Genomic DNA, 19,505 nt, shown 5'->3' with positions numbered 1-19,505 from the left:
CCAGCGGGGATAAATCCCCTCGCCACAAGGGATCTCGTCGTAGTTCGGGTCTCAACCTTCCTCCAGCCACCACCGCAGGGGCTTGCCCTGGGCCGGCCAGAAGCGCATTTGCTCGATGGGCGAGATGTCCCAGCGTTCGACCTTTTCCAGGGCCTGCAAAAAGCGCGTCTCCTGCTCCATCAGCGCCGGGGCGCAGAGTTTGCGGGTGCTGCCGATCTTGCCGAAGCTCAATCGGTGGCCTTCCAGGGTGTAGGGCGCGAACCAGTGGTTACAGCCGCCGTTGCCGTAGGCCCGACCGTCGTCCCCGAGGGTGATGGTCAGGTTGCTGTAGTCCATCAAGGGCCGTTCGCCAATCCATTCCAGGATGTAGCTGCGGTTTTGCTGCAATTGCACCGGCTCGGCGGCGCAACCCATCAGGCCGGCGCCGATCAGCGCGGTCAGGGCCAGGCGTTTCATCAGGCGGCTTCCTGGCAGGTCGGGCACAGGTGTTTTTCACCGACGGTGGTCCAGCCCAGCTCGGCAATGCGCGCGGTGGCGGCCGGCTTCTGCGCCTTGACGCCGAGCTTGGCGTCGACGGCAAATTCAAAGCTCAGTTGCTTGGCGCAGCGGTCGCAGTTGACCTGCCAGGTGTGGATCGCCAGCTCCCCGAACACCGGGCCGGTGGTCATGGCGGTCCATTGACCCATGGGCTTGAGCAAGTGCCGAACGGTGTCCACGGTCAGGCGCATGGACAAGTCCTTGCTGCCTTTGAGGGTGACGAGCAGTACATCGTTGGCCTGAATCGAACCGCCGTTGCCGGTGACCTGATAACGGCCCGGCGCCAGGGCGCGGACCTCGGTCAGGGTGTGTTGCGGGTTCATCAGGGTGTAGCGGAAATCGTGTTCGGCCATGGGTCCTCCAGATAGGCGCGATATGCTAGCACGGGCCATGGGTTGGGATGATCCAGGCGACGAAATCCCCTGTGGGAGCGAGCCTGCTCGCGATAGCGGGGCGTCAGTCGACGCCATGCTGACAGGCCCATCGTAATCGCGAGCAGGCTCGCTCCCACAAGGGTAATGCTCAGCTGTCCACCAGGTTTTGTGGGGTGCCGGCGGCCCAGGCGCCGATGTTGTCCAGGGTTGTCGCGGCGATGGCGGCCAACGCTTCATGGGTCAGGAAGGCCTGATGCGCGGTGACCACCACGTTGGGGAACGTCAGCAACCGAGCCAGCACATCATCCTGCAAGGGCAGGTCGGAGCGGTCCTCGAAGAACAGTTGCGCTTCTTCCTCATAGACATCCAGCCCCAAATAGCCCAACTGACCGCTTTTCAACGCCTCGATCAAGGCGGGTGTGTCCACCAGGCCGCCGCGTCCGGTGTTGATCAGCATCGCGCCACGTTGCATGGCAGCCAATGAATCGGCGTTGATCAAATGTCGGCTCTGCTCGTTGAGCGGGCAATGCAGGCTGATGATCTGTGCTTGCGCCAGCAGATCGGCCAAGGGCAGGTAGCGAGCGCCCAGGGCTTGGACCTGCGGGTTGGGGGACGGATCGTAGGCCAATAACCGGCAGCCGAAGCCGGCCATGATCCGCGCGAACGTCGCGCCGATCTGCCCGGTGCCGATCACGCCGACCGTCTTGCCCACCAGATCGAAACCGGTCAGCCCATGGAGGCTGAAATTGCCGTCCCGGGTGCGGTTGTAAGCGCGATGCAAGCAGCGATTGAGGGCCATGATCAGCGCCACGGCATGCTCGGCCACGGCATGGGGCGAATACGCCGGCACCCGGACGATGCTCAACCCCAGCCGTTTGGCAGCGGCCAGGTCGACATGGTTATAGCCGGCAGAGCGCAGGGCGATCAGCCGCGTGCCGCCCTGTGCCAGCCGCTCCAGCACCGGGGCACTCAGGTCGTCGTTGATGAAGGCGCACACCACTTCATGGTGTTCGGCCAGGGCCACGGTGTCGAGGTTCAGGCGTGCCGGCTGAAACTGCAGTTCAAGGCCAGCGGGCGCCGGGGTTTTGCTGAAACTGTCGCGGTCGTAGGTCTGGCTGCTGAAAAGAATCGCGCGCATGGCGGCCTCCTGGCACAAAAGATAAGCCTCTAGGCGTTTAGATTTTCCTTGATCCCGGGTTTTGGGCTATTGCCCTGGATCAGGCGCTGATGCGTGCCTCGTTGGCCAAGCGGTCGATGGCACGTTCCAGTTCCTGCAAAGCGGCCTCGGCCTTGGGGTCCTGTTGTTTGAGCAGGGTCTCGCTGCGCTGGCAGGCGGCGCGCAATTGCGGCACCCCGCAGTAGCGAGTGGCGCCATGCAGGCGGTGGACCCGTTCGATCAGGGCGTTGTGATCATTGGCCTCGCTGGCCTGGCGAATCGCTTCGCGGTCGGCTTCCAGGGACGCCAGCAACATCGCCAGCATGTCCGCCGCCAGATCGGCCTTGCCGGCGGCCAGGCGCAGGCCTTCTTCGTGATCGAGCACCAGCAGTTCGCTGCCGCCCTGAGCGTCGGTGCTCCGGTCCGGCGCCTGGTTACGCAGGGCCAGGCCGGTCCATTTAAGCACCACCTGGGCCAGTTGCCGTTCGCTGATGGGCTTGGTCAGGTAGTCATCCATGCCACTTTGCAGCAGGGCGCGTTTTTCGTTGGCCATGGCGTGGGCGGTGAGGGCGACGATTGGCAGCGGCGTGCAATGACGCTCGCTTTCCCATTGGCGGATCGCCTCGGTGCTCTGGCGACCGTCCATGCCGGGCATCTGGACATCCATCAGCACCAGGTCGAAGGTTTCCTTTTGCACGGCCTTGACCGCCGCATAACCGCTTTCCACCGCCAGCACCTTGGCGCCCATGTCTTCGAGCAGCGTTTGCACCAACAGCAGGTTGGCCGGGTTGTCGTCCACGCACAGCACTTTGGGTGCGCGGCTGCCCACCGGTTCGTTGGGTTCGTTGCGGGGCGGGCGCGGGTTGACCAGGTCGGAAAGCGAGCGGCGCAACTTGCGCGTGCAGGCCGGCTTGGCCTGCAATTGGCTGTGGGGGTTGGGCACGGAGAGGTGGTACAGCGTCTGTTCAGTGGTGGGGCACAGCACCAGTACCTTGCAGCCCAGATGCTCAAGATCCCAGATGTGTTGGCTGAGGCGTTCCGGCGGCATGTCGTTGCTGGTGATGCCCAGCACCGCCAGGTCGATCGCCTGATCGGTCTGGTGGGCGACGGTCACACCGTTGGTCAGGTTTTCCAGGGTGTTGAACGGTGTCACCACCAGACCGCAGTCCTCGAGCTGGTGTTGCAGGGCCTGACGGGCCAGTTCATGGTTTTCCAGCACCGCTACGCGCCGACCCAGTAGCGGCGGGCCAGGCAAATCTTCGGCGTCGTCACGGGTCTTGGGCAGGCGCAGGCTGATCCAGAACTCCGAGCCTTCGCCCGGCGTGCTGTCCACGCCGATTTCGCCACCCATCTGCTCCACCAGCCGCTTGGAAATCACCAGGCCCAAGCCGGTGCCACCCGGTTGCCGGGACAAGGAATTGTCGGCCTGGCTGAACGCCTGGAACAGGGCCCGCACGTCCTGGTTCGACAGGCCGATACCGGTGTCCTGAATGCTGATGCGCAGTTGCACGCTGTCTTCGTGTTCGTCTTCCATCATGGCGCGGGCGATGATGGTGCCTTCGCGGGTGAACTTGATGGCATTGCTCACCAGGTTGGTCAGGATCTGCTTGAGGCGCAGCGGATCACCCACCAGCGACAGGGGCGTGTCCCTGTAGACCAGGCTCACCAGCTCCAGTTGTTTGGCGTGGGCGGCGGGGGCGAGGATGGTCAGGGTGTCCTGCAACAAGTCCCGCAGGTTGAACGGAATGTTGTCCAGCACCAGTTTGCCGGCCTCGATCTTCGAGAAGTCGAGGATCTCGTTGATGATGCCCAGCAGGCTGTCGGCGGATTTTTCAATGGTGCCCAGGTAATCGAGCTGACGCGGGGTCAATTCGCTTTTCTGCAGCAGATGGGTGAAGCCGAGGATGCCGTTGAGCGGCGTACGGATTTCATGGCTCATGTTCGCCAGGAATTCGGACTTGATCCGGCTCGCTTCCAGGGCTTCCTTACGGGCCAGGTCCAGCTCGATGTTCTGGATCTCGATGGTTTCCAGATTCTGGCGCACGTCTTCAGTGGCCTGGTCGATGCTGTGCTGCAACTCTTCCTGGGCATTCTGCAAGGTGCTGGCCATGCGATTGATGCCCGACGCCAGCTCATCCAGTTCCTGGCTGCCCAGAGGCGGCAGACGGGTTTCCAGGTGACCGTCCTTGAGTTGCGCCACGGCTTGCTTGATCTGGCTCAGGGGTCGGTTGATCGTGCGACCCATACGCAACGCCAGCAGTGCGGTCAGGCACAGGCCGGCGCTGATCAACAGCAGGCTGGCGAACAGGCTGCGATAGCCGCGCAGCAACATGCCACTGTGGGACAACTCTAGTTCGACCCAACCCAGCAGCCGATCGGCTTCTTCGGGAATCAGCTCGCCGGCCAGGTTGCGGTGCTTGCCGAATACTGGCAGCAGGTAACGCGTGGCATCGTTGCCGGTGCGTTGCAGCAATTGGGCACTGTTGCCCTCCGGGGCTCGGTTGAGCATCGTCGGGCCGGCGTGGGCCAGCGATGTGCGATCGGGAGCCAGGAAGGTCACGGCGCGCACATCCGCTTGCTCGAGAGACTGGGTGGCGATCCGCTCCAGCAGATCGGTGTCCTGGTGGCTCATGGCCGGGGCGACCAGCGGCGCCAGCTGTTCGGCGATCATCTCGCCACGCTGCAGCAACTGGGCATGCAAGTCCGATTGCTGCATCCAGGTGAAGTAGCCGCCCAGGACCAGCGCCATCAGGCTGGTCGGCAACAGGGTCAGCAACAGCACGCGGCCTTTGATTCCCAGTTTCTTGAGCACACTTTTCTCCTGCATCCAGCGGTCTGTTTGAGCTTTGCGCGCATCCGGCACGCAATACCTGCGCAGTGTAGCGACTTGCGGGCAGGCAATCTTCGTAAAATTCATGTCGCCGTGCATCGGTCTCGCCGGTTGCCGTGCCTCGGCGATCCCTTCAATCAGGATTTCTGAGTGGCAGCTTGCAGCCCACTTTCGTTGCTTATTCCCATAAGCCATAACCACCACACTTTGCGTGATATGGCCGGGCAAGGTTTGCCGGTATGATAGGCGCCCCCGCAGTCCGGATTGCGAATACGCCATGACCGTGCAGTACCCCACTATCGCCGATTGCGTCGGCAACACTCCGCTGGTTCGTTTGCAGCGCCTGCCTGGCGTGACCAGCAATACGCTTTTGCTCAAGCTCGAAGGGAATAACCCGGCGGGTTCGGTCAAGGACCGGCCGGCGCTGTCGATGCTCACCCGTGGTGAATTGCGCGGGCAGATCCGCCCCGGCGATACGCTGATCGAGGCGACTTCCGGTAACACCGGCATCGCCCTGGCCATGGCGGCGGCGATCAAGGGCTACAAGATGATCCTGATCATGCCCGACAACTCCAGTGCCGAGCGCAAGGCCGCAATGACCGCTTATGGCGCCGAATTGATCCTGGTGAGCAAAGACGAAGGCATGGAGGGCGCCCGGGACCTGGCCGAGCGGATGCAGGCCGAGGGTCGCGGCAAGGTGCTCGACCAGTTCGCCAATGGTGACAACCCCGAAGCCCACTACACCACCACTGGCCCTGAGATCTGGCGCCAGACCGATGGCACCATCACCCATTTCGTCAGCTCGATGGGCACCACCGGCACCATCATGGGCACCTCGCGCTATTTGAAAGAACAGAACCCGAACGTGCAGATCATCGGCCTGCAACCGATGGAAGGCTCGGCCATCCCCGGCATCCGTCGCTGGCCCGAGGAGTACCTGCCGAAAATCTACCAGGCCGACCGCGTGGACCGCATTATCGACATGGCCCAGAGCGAGGCGGAGGACATCACCCGTCGTCTGGCCCGTGAAGAAGGCATCTTTTGCGGCGTGTCTTCGGGCGGTGCCGTGGCGGGCATGCTGCGCTTGTCCCAGGAAGTCGAAAACGCGGTCATTGTCGCGATCATCTGCGACCGCGGCGACCGCTACTTGTCGACCGGCATTTTCGACGCGCCCAACTGATGGCCAAGCAAGAAAGAGGTCTGCGCTTCCAGCCCAGCGGCGGAAGCCGGGCCCCGCAGGTGCCCACCGGAAAGAAGCAGCGCTTGACCATCGAACGCTTGGCCAACGATGGCCGGGGCATTGCCTTTCTGGACGGGCGCACCTGGTTCGTGATCGGCGCCCTGGCCGGCGAAGAGGTCGAGGCGCGGGTGCTGGGGGCCCATGGCAAAGTGGTCGAGGCCCGCACTGAGCGAGTGTTCCTGTCCAGTGAACTGCGCCGTGCGGCGCCGTGCGTGCATGCCGGTCGCTGCGGCGGTTGCAGCGTCCAGCATTTGCCCCACAACGAACAGCTCGCCCTGAAACAGCGCATGCTCGCCGAGCAGTTGTCGCGGGTCGCCGGCGTGCAGCCGGATGAATGGGCTGCGCCATTGAGCGGGCCGGAACTGGGTTACCGGCGTCGTGCCCGCGTGGCGGTGCGCTGGGATCAGAAGGCAAAAAAACTCGAAGTGGGTTTTCGTGCCGTCGGCAGCCAGGACATCGTGGCCATCGGCGATTGCCCGGTACTGGTACAACCCTTGCAACCGATCATGAGTCGCTTGCCGGACATGCTCCGTCGCCTGAGCAAGCCCCAGGCGCTGGGACATGTGGAATTGTTCGCTGGCTCGTCCCTGGCGGTGTTGCTGCGGCACGTGTCGCCACTGTCGGCGCCTGACCTGACGATTCTCAAGGATTTCTGCGCCGCCCACCAAGCCCAGTTGTGGCTGCAGGGTGAGGGCGAGCCGCAACCGGTCGAACCGGGACAGACGCTGGGTTATCGCCTTGAGGCCTGGGACCTGGAGCTGGCTTACCGGCCGGGGGATTTCATCCAGGTCAATGCCGGGGTCAACGAGGCGATGGTGGCCCAAGCCCTGGAGTGGCTCGCGCCCCGAGCCGAGGAGCGGGTGCTGGACTTGTTCTGCGGCCTGGGCAACTTTGCCTTGCCCCTGGCCAAGGCGGTGCGCCAAGTGGTGGCGGTGGAAGGTGTACAGGCCATGGTTGACCGCGCGGCGGCCAATGCCGTCAGCAACAATTTGAATAACACTGCCTTTTTTCAGGCCGATTTATCCCAGCCGTTGGCGGCTGCCGAGTGGGTCGGTGAAGGCTTTTCTGCGGTACTCTTGGACCCACCCCGCGACGGTGCTTTCGAGGTGGTGCGCAAACTGGCATCCCTGGGCGCCAGGCGGTTGGTATATGTATCGTGCAACCCGGCAACTTTGGCCCGGGACACGGTCGAATTGATCAAGCAGGGCTACCGGTTAAAACGTGCCGGGATTCTCGATATGTTTCCTCAGACGGCACATGTCGAGGCCATGGCGTTATTTGAAGCGAGCCAGGATGGCTTGTCCGACTGACCCGTTCGTGCCAACCGCCACAGCCCTGGGCGGGGACACGGGCAACGAAGGTCAGCGTTATTGACGCATTGAATCTGCGTCATAGGGAAGGTATGTAAAGATGGTACAGGTGAGAGCACACCAGCCGATCAACACCGACGGCAGTATCAATCTCGAGGCTTGGCTCGATCACGCGGTCAGTATCGACACGGCACTGGATCGCGAAGCCTTGAAAGAAGCCTGCGAGTTCGCGCGTGAAGCGGAACAGCAGCACAACGCGGCGAAGAACCTCTGGTCCGAAGGCACCTCGAGTTTTCAGACGGGCCTTGAGATCGCCGAAATCCTTGCCGACCTCAAGCTCGACCAGGACTCCCTGGTGGCTGCGGTGCTATACCGCGGTGTGCGCGAAGGGCAGATCCAATTGCCGGTGGTCAGCCAGCGTTTTGGCACGGTGGTCGCCAAGCTGATTGACGGCGTGCTGCGCATGGCGGCGATCAGTGCCAGTCTCAGTCCGCGCCAGTCCATGGTCCTGGGCACCCAGGGCCAGGTGGAGAACCTGCGCAAGATGCTGGTGGCCATGGTCGACGACGTGCGCGTCGCACTGATCAAACTGGCCGAACGCACCTGCGCGATCCGCGCGGTGAAATCCGCAGACGACGAAAAGCGCAACCGCGTCGCCCGGGAAGTGTTCGACATCTACGCCCCCCTGGCCCATCGCCTTGGCATCGGCCATATCAAGTGGGAGCTGGAGGACCTGTCCTTCCGCTACCTGGAGCCCGACCAGTACAAGCAGATCGCCAAGTTGCTGCATGAGCGGCGCCTGGATCGCGAGCGCTTCATCACGGATGTGATGACCCAGTTGAGGGAAGAATTGCAGGCCACGGGTGTGGAGGCCGACATCAGCGGCCGGGCCAAGCACATCTATTCGATCTGGCGCAAAATGCAGCGCAAAGGCCTGGAGTTCAGCCAGATCTACGACGTTCGCGCCGTTCGCGTACTGGTCCCGGAAATGCGCGACTGCTACACCGCGCTGGGTATCGTGCACACCTTGTGGCGGCACATCCCCAAGGAGTTCGACGACTACATCGCCAACCCGAAGGAAAACGGCTATCGCTCGCTGCACACGGCGGTGATCGGTCCGGAGGGCAAGGTGCTGGAAGTGCAGATTCGCACCCACGCCATGCACGAGGAAGCCGAGCTGGGTGTTTGCGCCCATTGGAAATACAAGGGCACCGACGTCAAGTCGGGCTCCAACCACTACGAAGAGAAAATCTCCTGGCTGCGTCAGGTGCTCGAGTGGCATGAAGAGCTCGGTGATATCGGCGGTCTGGCCGAACAATTGCGGGTCGATATCGAGCCGGATCGGGTCTACATCTTCACCCCCGACGGCCACGCCATCGACCTGCCCAAGGGCGCCACGCCGCTGGACTTTGCCTATCGCGTCCACACCGAGATCGGCCACAACTGCCGTGGCGCCAAGATCAACGGGCGGATCGTGCCGCTCAACTACAGCCTGCAAACCGGTGAGCAGGTCGAGATCATCACCAGTAAACACGGCACGCCGAGCCGCGACTGGCTGAACCCGAACCTGGGCTACATCACCACATCGCGAGCGCGGGCGAAAATCGTTCACTGGTTCAAATTGCAGGCCCGCGACCAGAACGTCGCCGCCGGCAAGACTTTGCTCGAGCGCGAACTCAGTCGCCTGGGCCTGCCGCAGGTGGATTTCGACAAGCTGGCCGAAAAGGCCAACATGAAGACCGCCGAAGACATGTTCGCCGCTCTCGGTGCCGGCGACTTGCGCCTGGCGCAACTGGTCAACCTGGCCCAGCAACTGGTGGAGCCGGAACGCGGCAACGAGCAGTTGGAACTGATCCCGCGCAAAGCCACCGGCTACAAACCGGGCAAGCGCGGCGACATCCAGATCCAGGGCGTGGGCAACCTGATGACCCAGATGGCCGGCTGCTGCCAGCCGTTGCCTGGGGATGCGATCGTCGGCTACATCACCCAGGGCCGTGGGGTGAGCATCCACCGCCAGGACTGTGCTTCGGTGCTGCAACTGGCCGGCCGTGAGCCGGAGCGGATCATCCAGGTCAGTTGGGGCCCGGTGCCGGTGCTCACCTACCCGGTGGACATCATCATCCGCGCCTACGACCGTTCCGGCCTGCTGCGTGACGTGTCTCAGGTGTTGTTGAACGAGCGGATCAACGTGTTGGCGGTCAACACCCGTTCGAACAAGGAAGACAACACGGCGCTGATGTCCCTGACCATCGAGATTCCGGGATTGGATGCGCTGGGGCGGTTGCTGGGGCGGATTTCCCAACTGCCGAACATCATCGAGACCCGGCGTAATCGCACGCCGGGTTAAGCGCGGTCCAAATGTGGGAGCGAGCCTGTGGGAGCAAAGCTTGCTCGCGATAGCGGTGGATCAGTTCCGACATACGTTGGGGCCACCACCTCAATCGCGAGCAAGCTGCTCCCACAGGCATACTCCCAGTGGATTATTTCCCACAGGGTGATTTGTGATGAGTTGGATTGATGTACAGCCTTGAAGACCTGCTCCATCTGATGAACCGTCTGCGCGACCCGCAGTACGGGTGCCCGTGGGACATCAAGCAGACCTACGCGACCATCGTCCCCCATACCCTGGAAGAAGCCTACGAAGTGGCCGATGCCATTGAGCGTGGCGACTTCGATCACTTGCAGGGTGAGCTGGGCGACCTGTTGTTTCAGGTGGTGTATTACAGCCAGTTGGCGCGGGAGGAAAACCGCTTCGAATTCGCCGGCGTGGTCGATAGCATCACCCGCAAGCTGATCCGCCGCCATCCCCATGTATTTCCTACCGGTGACCTCTACGCGCCCGTGGACATCCCGCGCCTGAGCGAAGAACAGGTCAAGCAGCGCTGGGAAGAAATCAAGGCCGAGGAGCGGGCCGAGAAGGCCTCGGCACCGGAGCAGCTGTCGTTGCTTGACGATGTACCCGTTGCCTTGCCGGCGTTGTCCCGCTCGGCGAAGTTGCAAAAACGTGCGGCTCAGGTCGGTTTCGACTGGCCAGGCCCGTTGCCGGTGCTCGACAAGGTCCGGGAGGAGCTGGACGAAGTCCTCGAAGCGATGGCTGACAACGATTCGGTGGCCATCAGCGATGAGATCGGCGACCTGCTGTTCAGCGTAGTGAACCTGGCCCGGCACCTGAAAATCGACCCGGAAACGGCCCTGCGTGACGCCAATGGGAAATTCGAGCGACGTTTCCGATTTATCGAACAGGCATTGCGCGACACCCACCGTCCCATGGAAGATTGCACCCTCGAAGAGTTGGACGCCTTATGGGGCGAAGCCAAACGTCAGGAAAAGAATTTGCCCAGCTGTGGCTGAGGCTGTTGCCTAAGTGAGTAAGCACCATGAGCCTTTCCCTTCGCGACCAGTTGCTCAAAGCAGGGCTGGTCAACCAAAAGCAGGCCAAGCAGGTCGGCAAAGAGAAACAGAAACAGCAGCGCCTGGCCCACAAGGGCCAGATCGAACTGGATGACTCCCAGCAGCGCGCCGCCCAAGAGGCCATGGCCGAGAAGGTCAAGCGCGATCAGGAGCTCAACCGTCAGCAGCAGGAAAAAGCCGAGCAGAAAGCTCGGGCCGCGCAGATCAAGCAATTGATCGAAGTCTCGCGTTTGCCGAAGCTGACCACTGAGGATTATTACAACTTTGTCGACGACAAGAAGGTCAAGCGCATCTCGGTCAACACGCTGATGCGCAACAAGTTGAGCAGCGGCTCGCTGGCGATCGTCCATCATGCCGGCGGCTACGAAGTGATCCCGCGCGAAGCGGCCCTGAAGATCCAGGAGCGCGATCCCAAGCGCATCGTGCAGCTCAATACCCAGACCGAAGAAGTGGATGCTGATGATCCGTATGCGGCGTATCAGATCCCTGATGATTTGATGTGGTAAGGATGAACTGAACACTAAACTGTGGGAGCGAGCCTGCTCGCGATGGCGGTCTGTCAGCCAACATTGATGTCGCTGATCCACCGCTATCGCGAGCAGGCTCGCTCCCACAGAGATTCTTATCGTTCAGGATTCTGTCATTTCAGCCGAGCGCTGCCTTTCCTGGCATTCCAGCTCGGCTTTGTAGTTATGGGCATCCGTCTCGGAGTGGAACATCCCCACCAGCAGGTCCTGTTGGTGTACATCCCAGATGCGGATACCGGCGGCAATACCTTCGTGGGACATGTGAGCGTCATCGCGTTCAGTTACTTTCACAGTCATCTTGCAAGCTCCAATCTCTGTTATCTGCAGCAAGGCGTGTGCAGGACTTTGTTATAGATTTGGGTAGCCGGCTAAGTAAATGCCTGGGCCTGTTAAGAAAATTTCATGAAAAACTCAGCGATCCCGCAGGTCAGGCAATGCGCGGCATTCGGTCGCAGGGTGTTTTTCATGAAGAAGTTTTCATGTTTCGGGGGGGTGAAATGTCGGGCAGTCACCTTGTGGGAGCGAGCCTGCTCGCGATAACGGTGTATCAGTCAATACCGATGCCGGCTGACCTAGCGCTATCGCGAGCAGGCTCGCTCCCACCGATTCATCTTCCACAGGCTGACTTTGCGCGGGTGCAGTTTTAGTGTTCAGGAAATCCGCGCATAAAAAAGCCCCGCACTGGGCGGGGCTTCTCTTGATATCGGTGTGGATCAGCTGCCTTTGACAGCCTTGCCGTTGACCGTACCGTCCTGGAGCATGATGTTGTACTCCTTGCCGTCGGTCTCGACCTGTTGCAGGCGTACCAGCAGGTAATCCCAATCCTTGGCGAACCAGAGCACCGTGATGCGTTTGCTTTTTGTCGGGTCGCGCACGCGCTCGACCTTGATCGCGTCGATCTGGCCGGCTTTGGTATCGACCTTCTCCGGGCCCAGTACGCGGAAGTCGTAGGTGTCGATCTCGCCATCATCGACAACCTGATAACTCATGCTTTTCTTGCCGGCCGCCACGTCGTGCTGCAGGGCCAACTGATAAGTGGATTTATCGACCATGCCACGGTTGAGTGGCAGTTTGACCGGATCGCCGCGATCGGTGCCGGTGACCATCTTCGTGTTCCAGTCGAAATCCAGGTCGGCTTTCTTGGCCTTGCCCAAGCCGCCACGTTCAAAGTGGTAGGACTGTGGCAGCAGTGTGTCCTTGTCCAGGGTCAGGGTGCTTTCTTCCGTCAGGCTGGCGATCATCATCGAAGCCTTGAAGCTCAGCTTCCAGGTGCCGTTGGCCTCTTTGGTCAGGCTGCGCTCGGCGGTGCCGCTCATGGGCAACTGTTTCCAGTCGGCGGTGTAGCTGGCGGAGAACGGTTGAAGGTCTGCGGCCTGTGCCAGGGGCAGGGCAAGCAGAGCGCAAGCGAAGAGCAGGGCGCGACGCATAAAATCTCCTAGTATCGAATCAAATGGCCGCTGGCGGCGAGCAACTGGCCGTCCAGTGAGGCACCGCGATCGTCGAGGGTCAGCCGGCCTTCGGCAAACCAACGCACGGCCATCGGGTAGATCTGGTGTTCCCGGGCGTGAACCCGTTGGGCCAGGCTTTGCGGCGTGTCGTGCAACTCTACCGGTATTACTGCCTGTACGACCAGTGGTCCGCCATCGAGTTCCTCGGTGACGAAGTGCACCGAGCAGCCATGCTCCGTGTCTCCGGCCTCCAGCGCGCGCTGGTGAGTGTGTAACCCTTTGTATTTGGGCAGCAGCGATGGATGGATATTGAACAGGCGGCCCTGGTAGTGACGCACGAAGCCGGCGCTGAGGATGCGCATGAAGCCGGCCAGGACCACCAGTTGCGGATTGAACGTGTCGATCTGTTCGATCAGCGCGGCATCGAAGGCTTCGCGGCCATCAAACGCTTTGTGATCCAGGACGCGGGTGTCGATACCCGCATCCCTGGCGCGTTGCAGGCCGTAGGCATCGGCGCGGTTGGAAATCACCGCGCGGATGCGGACCGGGCTATCGCCGGTCCGCGTGCTGTCGATCAGGGCCTGCAAGTTGCTGCCGGTGCCGGACAACAGCACCACGACATCACAGGTTGCAGACTTCTGTTCTTGCATCAGTGAGCCTTAAGGTTTTTCAGCTCGACCTGGGCAGCGCCTTCGGCGGCGGTACTGATCTGGCCGATGACCCAAGGTTGCTCGCCGGCTTCACGCAGTACATTCAAGGCCGTTTCAACGTGCTCCTGGGCCACGCAGATCACCATGCCTACGCCGCAGTTCAGCACGCGGTGCATTTCGGTTTCATCGACGTTGCCTTTCTCTTGCAGCCAGTCGAACACGGCCGGACGGGTCCAGCTCGCCACGTCAACCACCGCCTGGGCGCCTTTTGGCAGTACGCGCGGGATGTTGTCCAGCAGGCCGCCACCGGTGATGTGGGCCATGGCCTTGACGGCGCCGGTGTCCTTGATCAGCTTGAGCAGCGGCTTGACGTAGATGCGGGTCGGGGCCATCAGCAGGTCGGCCAGTGGCTTGCCGTCGAGCTGGGTGTTTTCGATGTCGGCACCCGAGACTTCGATGATCTTGCGGATCAGCGAGTAACCGTTGGAGTGCGGGCCGGACGATGGCAGGGCGAGCAGGGCATCGCCAGTGGCGACTTTCGAACCGTCGATGATTTCGGATTTTTCCACGACACCGACGCAGAAGCCGGCCAGGTCGTAGTCTTCGCCTTCGTACATGCCTGGCATTTCAGCGGTTTCGCCGCCGACCAGGGAGCAGCCGGACAGCTCGCAGCCGGCGCCAATGCCGGTTACCACCTGGGCGGCGGTGTCGACGTTCAGTTTGCCGGTGGCGTAGTAGTCGAGGAAGAACAGCGGCTCGGCGCCGCACACCACCAGGTCGTTCACGCACATGGCCACCAGGTCGATGCCGATGCTGTCGTGCTTGTTCAGGTTCAGGGCCAGACGCAGCTTGGTGCCGACGCCGTCAGTGCCCGAAACCAGCACCGGTTGCTTGTAGCCGGCCGGGATCTCGCAGAGGGCGCCGAAACCGCCCAGGCCGCCCATGACTTCCGGGCGCGCAGTGCGCTTGGCGACGCTCTTGATGCGTTCGACCAATGCTTCACCGGCGTCGATGTCTACACCGGCGTCCTTGTAGCTCAGGGAGGGTTGCTTGCTCATGATCCAGGCCTTTAGGGGGGATTTCTGGGTAACGACCGACCGCCGGGGCCATTGAATAACCGTTGTACGAATTATTCCGGGTGCCCAGCCATTGCCGGTCTGCGAAGGCGCGCGATTTTATCAGGCTTGAGGGGCAGCGGCCATCCTCGCGCCGACGGGCAGGGACATATCCTTGGAAAAAAACCGATATTTCTCCTATTGGTGCTGCGCGATGCGTCTGTATAAGGTGTAGCGGTAACCGGCTATGGTTATGACAGTGCGAAACTTCCAGCGGGTGTGTGAATGTTTTGCCAGGTGCTGTGGTCACAGCCATGCTCAATTTTCTTCACACGGCCTGTTCCAGCCGTTATGTCCGGGAATCTTCCATGCGTTTTTTCAAACTCTTGTCTGTGGGCTGCCTGTCGTTGATCAGCGTGGCGAGCCATGCCGAAAACCTCAATAGCCTCTATCAGGTGCTCGAGCCGGTCAGCAGCCAGGCCCCGCAAGAGCGTGACCAGGCGACTTTGCGCGCCCTCGACACGCTGGTGCTGCGCCTGACCGGCGATGCCAAGGCCGCGCAGAATCCCGGTCTGGCGGCGATCCGCAAGGACCCCCAGCAGATCATTCTTCAATATGGTTACGACGCCGGCCCGCCGGAAAGCCTCAAGGTGGATTTCGATCCAGCGAGCACTGACCGGGCCTTGCGCTCGGCGGGCTTGTCGCTGTGGGGCGCGAATCGGCCTGCGATCCTGGGCTGGTGGCTGAACGACTCGGCTGAAGGTTCCAACCTGGTAGGCGATGGCCAGGGCAGTGCCGAGCCACTGCGCCGCGCCGCCCAGCACCGCGGCCTGCCGCTGCACCTGCCCCTGGCGGATTTGAGCGAGCAGATCGTTGCTACCGCACCAAACCTGGAAGGCAGTGATCCGGCCCCGCTGCGCGAGGCATCGCAGCGTTATGGTGCAGACGCCTTGCTGGCGGTCCATGCCAAGGAAGAGGGCGGCCAATGGCAGGCGACCTGGCGCTTGTGGCAGGGTGACCAGCGCGAGCAGGGCAATGCCCAGGGCGCCGACCCTGCCGCCCTGGCTGATGCGGTGATGCTGGCGGTGAGTCAACGCTTGGCGCCGCGTTTCGTTACCAAGCCGGGCGTGGCCACCGAGCAGCTGCTGGAAGTGCAGGGCATGAACCTGGAGCGTTATGCGGCGCTTGGGCGTTTGCTCGAGCCGTTCGGTGGGCAGTTGCAGCGGGTTGAAGGGGACCGGATCATTTATCGGGTCAACGGCAGCGCCGAACAGTTGAAAGCGCAATTGGCCCTGGCGAAACTGCAGGAAATTCCTGCCGGCGAAGCCGTCGCGCCAGTGCCAGTACCCCAGCCAGCCGCTGATGGCTCCATTCCGGCTGCCGCGCCAGCGCCAGCGCCGACCGCCAACCTGCGGTTTCGCTGGTAGTTTTTCTTTCTTATATAGCTAGGAGTGGTTCATGGGCGATACGCGGCGTTGGTTCTGGTTGGGTGGGGTCGCCCTGCTGTTTGTGTTCATCTATTTGCTGCATCCGATCCTCACGCCGTTCCTGGTTGCGTTGCTCCTGGCCTATCTGTTCGACCCACTGGTAGATCGCCTGGAAAAACTCGGCCTGTCCAGGACCTGGGGCGTGGTGTCGGTGTTTGGGCTGATCATCTTGATTGTCATTGCTCTGATGCTGGTGCTGATACCGATGCTGGCCAAGCAACTGATGCGCCTGTACGAGCTGGCGCCGCAGATGCTCGACTGGTTACAGCACACTGCCGTGCCGTGGGTGCAGTCGAGGCTGGGGTTGGCTGAAGGCTTCTGGAAGTTCGACAAGGTCAAGGCGGCCATCAGCGAGCATATGGGCCAGACCTCTGACATCGTCGGTGTGGTGTTGAGCCAGGCCACAGCCTCGGGGCTGGCGTTGATCGGTTGGCTGGCGAACCTGGTGTTGATTCCGGTGGTGGCTTTTTATCTGCTTCGCGACTGGGACTTGATGATGGCCAAGATTCGCAGCCTGCTGCCACGCCATCGTGAAGAACGCATCATGACCCTGACCGGCGAATGCCATGAAGTGTTGGGGGCGTTTGTGCGAGGGCAATTGTTGGTGATGGTGGCGCTGGGCTTCATCTATGCGGCGGGATTGATGCTGGTGGGCCTGGAGCTGGGGCTATTGATCGGCTTGATCGCCGGGCTGGCGGCCATCGTGCCCTATATGGGCTTCGTCATCGGTATCGGCGCGGCGTTGATTGCCGGCTTGTTCCAGTTTGGCGGTGATCTGTACCCGATGGTCGGCATCGTGGCGGTGTTCATGGTCGGGCAAGCGCTGGAAGGCATGGTGCTGACACCGTTGCTGGTGGGTGATCGCATCGGCCTGCATCCAGTGGCGGTGATCTTTGCGATCCTGGCAGGGGGTGAGTTGTTCGGTTTTACCGGGGTCCTGCTGGCGCTGCCGGTGGCGGCGGTGATCATGGTGCTGGTGCGTCATATGCACGATCTGTACAAGGATTCAGACATCTACAGTGGCGTCGAAGACCCCGAGCTATAGCGCCAATGGCGGGCGCGGCGGTTGTCCCAGCGTCAGGGAAACCGTCGCTCCATCGTTCTGTCGCTGCAAACCTTTGATTTTGCTCGTGGTCCGGCGCATTGTGCGGTCCGCGTCACGGGTATAAACTTTGCGCACTTTACACAGAGGCCACTAACGGTTCTTTTGGAACTGTTCAGTCAGCATGAAACCGATTCAGCTGCCCCTAGGTGTGCGTCTGCGTGATGACGCCACCTTTATCAACTACTACCCAGGCGCCAATGCCGCTGCACTCGGCTATGTCGAGCGGCTTTGCGAAGCCGACGCCGGCTGGACCGAGAGCCTGATTTATCTGTGGGGCAAGGACGGGGTGGGGCGCACGCATCTGTTGCAGGCCGCTTGCCTGCGGTTCGAGCAATTGGGTGAGCCGGCGGTGTATCTGCCATTGGCCGAGTTGCTGGATCGCGGCGTAGAGATCCTCGACAATCTTGAACAGTACGAACTGGTCTGCCTGGATGATCTTCAGGCGGTGGCCGGCAAGGCTGATTGGGAAGAAGCGCTGTTTCACCTGTTCAACCGGTTACGCGACAGCGGCCGGCGTTTGCTGATTGCTGCATCGACGTCGCCGCGGGAGCTGCCGGTGAAGCTGGCCGATCTCAAGTCCCGTCTCACCCTGGCGCTGATTTTCCAGATGCGCCCGCTCTCCGATGAAGACAAGCTCCGTGCATTGCAGTTGCGCGCTTCCCGGCGTGGCCTGCACCTGACCGATGAGGTCGGGCACTTCATCCTTACCCGCGGCACCCGCAGCATGAGCGCGTTGTTCGAACTGCTCGAACGTCTCGACCAGGCGTCGCTTCAGGCTCAGCGCAAGCTGACCATCCCTTTTTTGAAAGAAACCCTTGGCTGGTAGAAGTCGCAGCAATAGTGGCTTATAGCCTGTTTCTACCACGGCACAGCCCGCGTCCCTTCTGGGCTGCAGGCTGCAGAGGGTTGAAAACGGTTGGGGCGCTTAGATGTAAACCTAAAACCGAGAAGTCACATTTGCATCGATTGAATTTGCAAATGAGCTTGATAGTGGGCATAGTCTCGCCATCTTTACAACTTCAGCCACGGTCGTGCCCATGCTAAGTCGCTTCGCACCCCTGGTGCCTCTCGCACTCGTTACCCTGTTGTTCGGTTGTGCTGCCCACTCTCCAGTGTCCCAGCAAGCGCAACAACCACAGGTTCAAAATTCCGTTACTGCCCAGTCTTCCTCTGTTGCACTTGAGGAAGAAATGGCCACCGACAAAGAGCTGGCAGACTTCGCCGGCAGCAAGCCTTATCAGCTTCCGGTGCTGGCTGACAGCATCCTGGAGCGGGGCATGTCCTTGATCGGTACCCGTTATCGTTTTGGCGGTTCCTCCGAGGCCGGCTTCGATTGCAGCGGTTTCATCGGGTATCTGTTTCGCGAAGAGGCTGGCATGAGCCTGCCGCGCTCCACTCGCGAAATGATCAACGTGAAGGCCCCGCTGGTTGCTCGTAACGAGCTTGAGCCGGGCGACCTGCTGTTCTTCGCTACCAACGGTCGTCGTGGTCGCGTCAGTCACGCCGGTATCTACCTGGGTGACAACCAGTTCATCCATTCCAGCAGCCGTCGCAGCGGTGGCGTGCGAATCGACAGCCTGGGCGACAGCTACTGGAGCAAGACCTTCATCGAAGCCAAGCGCGCACTCGCGATGGCACCGACCGTGGTCACTGCTCGCAAGTAAGCTCACAGTTTGTAAGGCAAACTTAAAGTCTTACTTGAAGTTTGCCTCATAGCCGCTAGAATCCATGATCATTGATTGATGGCAATCCGCCTGCGTACTCCGCAGGCGGCTTTGTTTTCATGCCCACGGCAGAAAAGCCGCATCCAGATCAGGATTGTTCTGCATATGTCGACGTCGGCCCGCCTCGCTCTCATGCTCCTTGCCGCGCTGCTCAGCGCTTGCGCCAGCCGTACTCCGCCACCTGCGCCAGCGCGGGCTCCGGTGGTATTCGCTCCCGCGCAAAGCTTTTCCCCGGTTGCCGAAGACGTGCTATTCCGGGCGCTGGGGTTGGTGGGGACACCCTATCGGTGGGGCGGCAATACGCCGGATTCAGGCTTTGATTGCAGTGGCCTGATCGGCTATGTGTATCGCGATGCGGCCGGTATCTCCCTGCCGCGCTCCACCCGCGAGATGATTGGCATGCGCGCCCAGAGTGTCGGTAAGGACGCATTGCAGACCGGTGATTTGATTTTCTTCGCCACCAACGGTGGCTCTCAGGTCAGCCATGCGGGGATCTATGTCGGGGAGGGGCGTTTCGTCCATGCACCAGCGACCGGGGGTACGGTCAAGCTCGACAGCCTGTCCAAGGCTTATTGGCAGAAAGCCTATCTGAGTGCCAAGCGTGTGCTGCAACCGGCGCATCTGGCGCGTAATCCCTGACGATTCAAGTTC

General features: G+C 61.4%; 18 protein-coding genes. 10 read left to right on the top strand and 8 right to left on the bottom strand.

The genetic code is table 11. From position 1 onward, the window contains the following. Positions 1-51: 51 nt before the first annotated feature. The 4 genes from PSH91_RS20015 to PSH91_RS20000 all read right to left on the bottom strand — a co-directional run bounded on the left by PSH91_RS20015 (position 52) and on the right by PSH91_RS20000 (position 4,879). Complete coding sequence (locus PSH91_RS20015; protein ID WP_047228736.1) at positions 52-456, bottom strand: META domain-containing protein; 405 nt, start codon at positions 454-456, stop codon at positions 52-54. Further along, positions 456-890 (bottom strand): hypothetical protein, encoded by a 435-nt coding sequence (locus PSH91_RS20010; RefSeq protein WP_047228735.1) that lies wholly within the window; start codon positions 888-890, stop codon positions 456-458. The genes PSH91_RS20015 and PSH91_RS20010 overlap by 1 nt, the downstream gene beginning before the upstream one ends. A 169-nt stretch (positions 891-1,059) precedes the next feature. Next, on the bottom strand, positions 1,060-2,049 hold the full coding sequence (locus PSH91_RS20005) for a 2-hydroxyacid dehydrogenase (protein WP_107321736.1): 990 nt from the start codon (positions 2,047-2,049) through the stop codon (positions 1,060-1,062). A gap of 79 nt (positions 2,050-2,128) precedes the next feature. Continuing rightward, positions 2,129-4,879, bottom strand: a complete 2,751-nt coding sequence (locus PSH91_RS20000) for a response regulator (RefSeq protein ID WP_076386570.1) — start codon at positions 4,877-4,879, stop codon at positions 2,129-2,131. A 295-nt stretch (positions 4,880-5,174) separates the two neighbouring features. Here PSH91_RS20000 and cysM point away from each other — a divergent pair, with 295 nt between their 5' ends. From cysM to PSH91_RS19975, 5 genes are all read left to right on the top strand, one after another. Continuing rightward, positions 5,175-6,077 (top strand): cysteine synthase CysM, encoded by a 903-nt coding sequence (gene cysM / locus PSH91_RS19995; protein WP_047228733.1) that lies wholly within the window; start codon positions 5,175-5,177, stop codon positions 6,075-6,077. Further along, positions 6,077-7,447, top strand: a complete 1,371-nt coding sequence (gene rlmD / locus PSH91_RS19990; RefSeq protein WP_305466568.1) for a 23S rRNA (uracil(1939)-C(5))-methyltransferase RlmD — start codon at positions 6,077-6,079, stop codon at positions 7,445-7,447. The genes cysM and rlmD overlap by 1 nt, the downstream gene beginning before the upstream one ends. Positions 7,448-7,547: 100 nt before the next feature. Next, entirely contained in the window at positions 7,548-9,794 is a 2,247-nt protein-coding gene (relA, locus tag PSH91_RS19985) for a GTP diphosphokinase (protein ID WP_047228731.1), read from the top strand. A gap of 170 nt (positions 9,795-9,964) precedes the next feature. Beyond that, positions 9,965-10,798, top strand: coding sequence for a nucleoside triphosphate pyrophosphohydrolase (gene mazG, locus PSH91_RS19980; protein ID WP_047228730.1), 834 nt, complete (start codon positions 9,965-9,967; stop codon positions 10,796-10,798). Positions 10,799-10,824: 26 nt separating this feature from the next. After that, the gene (locus PSH91_RS19975; protein ID WP_030142404.1) at positions 10,825-11,364 is read left to right on the top strand and encodes a DUF2058 domain-containing protein; all 540 of its coding nucleotides are present in this window, start codon (positions 10,825-10,827) and stop codon (positions 11,362-11,364) included. Between the two features lie 123 nt (positions 11,365-11,487). Here PSH91_RS19975 and PSH91_RS19970 read toward each other — a convergent pair whose 3' ends face one another. The 4 genes from PSH91_RS19970 to purM all read right to left on the bottom strand — a co-directional run bounded on the left by PSH91_RS19970 (position 11,488) and on the right by purM (position 14,541). After that, complete coding sequence (locus tag PSH91_RS19970) at positions 11,488-11,682, bottom strand: hypothetical protein (RefSeq protein ID WP_047228729.1); 195 nt, start codon at positions 11,680-11,682, stop codon at positions 11,488-11,490. Between the two features lie 416 nt (positions 11,683-12,098). Continuing rightward, positions 12,099-12,812 carry a DUF3108 domain-containing protein gene (locus PSH91_RS19965; RefSeq protein ID WP_047228728.1) on the bottom strand — a complete coding sequence of 238 codons (714 nt, stop codon included), beginning with the start codon at positions 12,810-12,812 and terminating at the stop codon, positions 12,099-12,101. Between the two features lie 8 nt (positions 12,813-12,820). Then, a complete protein-coding gene (gene purN / locus PSH91_RS19960; RefSeq protein ID WP_047228727.1) occupies positions 12,821-13,483 on the bottom strand; it encodes a phosphoribosylglycinamide formyltransferase in 663 nt (220 codons plus the stop codon). After that, on the bottom strand, positions 13,483-14,541 hold the full coding sequence (gene purM, locus PSH91_RS19955; RefSeq protein WP_092457205.1) for a phosphoribosylformylglycinamidine cyclo-ligase: 1,059 nt from the start codon (positions 14,539-14,541) through the stop codon (positions 13,483-13,485). Before purM ends, purN begins: the two co-directional genes overlap by 1 nt. 365 nt (positions 14,542-14,906) lie before the next feature. Between purM and PSH91_RS19950 the strand changes: the two genes are divergently transcribed. The 5 genes from PSH91_RS19950 to PSH91_RS19930 all read left to right on the top strand — a co-directional run bounded on the left by PSH91_RS19950 (position 14,907) and on the right by PSH91_RS19930 (position 19,493). Continuing rightward, positions 14,907-15,965 carry a DUF2066 domain-containing protein gene (locus PSH91_RS19950; protein ID WP_107321738.1) on the top strand — a complete coding sequence of 353 codons (1,059 nt, stop codon included), beginning with the start codon at positions 14,907-14,909 and terminating at the stop codon, positions 15,963-15,965. Between the two features lie 31 nt (positions 15,966-15,996). Further along, complete coding sequence (locus PSH91_RS19945) at positions 15,997-17,070, top strand: AI-2E family transporter (protein WP_047228724.1); 1,074 nt, start codon at positions 15,997-15,999, stop codon at positions 17,068-17,070. A gap of 181 nt (positions 17,071-17,251) precedes the next feature. Then, positions 17,252-17,956, top strand: coding sequence for a DnaA regulatory inactivator Hda (gene hda / locus PSH91_RS19940; protein WP_003178999.1), 705 nt, complete (start codon positions 17,252-17,254; stop codon positions 17,954-17,956). A gap of 211 nt (positions 17,957-18,167) precedes the next feature. Beyond that, entirely contained in the window at positions 18,168-18,794 is a 627-nt protein-coding gene (locus PSH91_RS19935) for a C40 family peptidase (protein WP_047228723.1), read from the top strand. A 165-nt stretch (positions 18,795-18,959) separates the two neighbouring features. Beyond that, entirely contained in the window at positions 18,960-19,493 is a 534-nt protein-coding gene (locus tag PSH91_RS19930; RefSeq protein ID WP_160894105.1) for a C40 family peptidase, read from the top strand. Positions 19,494-19,505 lie beyond the last annotated feature (12 nt).

This window comes from Pseudomonas sp. FP1154 (genome assembly GCF_030687245.1).
GTDB lineage: Bacteria > Pseudomonadota > Gammaproteobacteria > Pseudomonadales > Pseudomonadaceae > Aquipseudomonas > Aquipseudomonas rhizophila.
This window is presented reverse-complemented; position numbering and strand designations above follow the sequence as displayed.